The sequence below is a fragment of the Photorhabdus kleinii genome, from assembly GCF_025384885.1.
In the GTDB taxonomy this organism is placed as follows: Bacteria; Pseudomonadota; Gammaproteobacteria; order Enterobacterales; family Enterobacteriaceae; genus Photorhabdus; species Photorhabdus kayaii.
Map to the genome: position 1 here is coordinate 1 of NZ_JAJAFY010000109.1, position 2,317 is coordinate 2,317.

The window sequence follows — 2,317 nt, forward strand, 5'->3', positions numbered from 1 at the left end:
ATACGCAATATCAGCAGAGTAGTGTTGATAGAGACGTAGCAGAAGCTACGACATTGTTACTCGTTGTTCTGTCTGCCGGGGCGATGGCGAAAACAGCAAGTGAGCTTATTCCGGCCAGTCGTGACGAAGCCGCAACCATTCAGCGACGTGTTTGTGAGTCTCTTGATAACGCGATCATTAAAGCGGGTGATTTAGCGGCTGATGATGTTTTCCAGGCTCTTGTTCAGCTACGTTATGAATTTGTTGAAAGTTTCTCGTTGAAGGATGCCAAGGGAAGATTAACCCAGTTTAACTTGCCTTCTGTATTACCTGTATTGAATATTGCTAACAGAATTTATCAAGATGCTGAACGCAGTGATGAATTGGTACAAGCCGTCTCTCCCATTCACCCGGCATTTATGCCCGTTAAGTTTAAGGCGCTGAAACAATGAAAGATGATGAGTTGTCGTTAGTGATCGGCGGGCGCCGTATTTTCGGATGGGACAGTGTACGGGTAACGAGAGGCATAGAACGATTACCCTCTGACTTTGATTTGATGTTAATGGATTATTACCCCGGCAATGATGAGAAGCAGCTTGTAGAACCGGGTGAAAAGTGTGAAGTGTTTCTTGGTGATGACAGAGTTGTAACGGGCTATATAGATAGCTGGAACCCGTCTATTTCTAAAAATAAACACGAAATCAAAGTTGCGGGACGGGGTAAATGTCAGGATTTAGTAGACTGCTCAGCGAAGTGGCCGAACAACGTTATCAGCCAAGCCACTCCGTTACAGATTGCTCAGAAACTGGCCCAATGGTACGACATTCAGGTGACCTCTGATGTTGATGACATGCCAACTGTCCCTCAGTTCACACTGAACTGGGGTGAGTCCTCGCAAGAGGTCATTGATCGCGTTACCCGGTTTGCAGCATTGCTCTACTACGACTTGCCTGACGGTAATTTAATCATGACGCGGGTAGGCACAGAACTGGCAGCGAGTGGGGTTGAGCAAGGGAAGAACGTCGAAACATCAGATTACAATAGTTCAATGAATGAACGGTTTTCTGAGTACACCGGACTTTCATTTGCTATTAGCGGACTCAATGAGACAAGTAATGATAGCGGTTATGATGTGGTCACGTTAGCAACAGCGAGTGATCCTGAAGCGAAAAAGATGCGTTATCGGAACTATGTCACCATTATAGAAAGTACGCTCATATCAGCAAAGCGATCACAAGAATCTATTGACTGGGAAATGAACCGACGCTACGGGCGCTCAAAAGTGCTGAAAGTCACAATTGATAGCTGGCGGGATAGCAGCGGTAAATTATGGCAACCCAATACTCTAATTCCTATTCATATGCCTATTTTCGGCCTTGAGAATGAGCAATGGCTTTTATCAGAAGTGACATATACACGTAACGGTGATAACGGCACACAAGCGCAATTAGTCTTAATGCCTCCGGCTGCTTTTGCCGTACAACCGTATGAGTTTTACGCAATTTTGAGAGAGACGATCAGATGATGAATGATGCAATCAGAAAGTTATCTCGACGTGTTGAAATGATGTTGGGACTCGGAAAAATTAAGACATCACGTGATAGCGGAAACATTCAAGTTGTCCAGTATCAAACGCCGATTGAGGTCCGCGATAACACGGCGAGAATGGCTGAATTTGGCTTCTCGTCTGCATTGCCCGCGGGAACTGACGTTGTGATTGGTTACTTAGGGGGAGACCGATCAAGTGCTGTAGTGATTGCAAGCAACAATAAAAAATACCGGCATAAGAATTTAAATCCCGGTGAAACAGTACTTTATAACCAGTGGGGCTTGCATATCCTGCTGACTGAATCCGGGATCACTATTGAAGCCAGGGGCCAGCCGGTAACAGTAAATAACGCCACTCAAGTGACAATTAATGCAAGCGAGAGTGTGCTCTGTAATACGCCAATTTTAAAAGTTACTGGTGATATCGTCGATAACTGCAACAGTAATACGTCAACAATGAAACAGTTACGTGAATCGTATAATCGGCATACGCATAAAGTATCCGGCGTGGAATCAGGCAGTTCAACGGTGACGAGCCAGCAAACCGGGGAGCCAGTGAAATGAGTGATATTACTTCGTACTGGGATGTGAATAAAATTCATGCTGACTGGTTATCTGGGAACGGGGATTTGGTCACAGGCAACGACTTGCAAACCGCAATAATAATCAGCTTGTTTACAGACCGTCAGGCTCGTAGTGATGACGAAATTGACGGAGTTGATAGAAAAGGCTGGTGGGGTGATATCGGTTCAGATTATCAAATCGGCTCTCGATTGTGGCTGATACGGCG

3 protein-coding genes and 1 pseudogene are annotated in these 2,317 nt (G+C 45.3%); all 4 read left to right on the top strand.

The window, feature by feature from the left end; translation table 11 throughout:
• A pseudogene (locus LG003_RS22700) lies at positions 1-431 on the top strand (DNA circularization protein); the annotation flags it as partial.
• On the top strand, positions 428-1,504 hold the full coding sequence (locus tag LG003_RS22705) for a phage baseplate assembly protein (RefSeq protein WP_112879720.1): 1,077 nt from the start codon (positions 428-430) through the stop codon (positions 1,502-1,504). The pseudogene LG003_RS22700 and the gene LG003_RS22705, both read left to right, overlap by 4 nt.
• Positions 1,504-2,091 (top strand): phage baseplate assembly protein domain-containing protein, encoded by a 588-nt coding sequence (locus LG003_RS22710; RefSeq protein ID WP_112879935.1) that lies wholly within the window; start codon positions 1,504-1,506, stop codon positions 2,089-2,091. The genes LG003_RS22705 and LG003_RS22710 overlap by 1 nt, the downstream gene beginning before the upstream one ends.
• Positions 2,088-2,317: phage GP46 family protein (locus LG003_RS22715; protein WP_262981726.1), on the top strand; the 230-nt coding region annotated here is incomplete at its 3' end. The genes LG003_RS22710 and LG003_RS22715, both read left to right, overlap by 4 nt.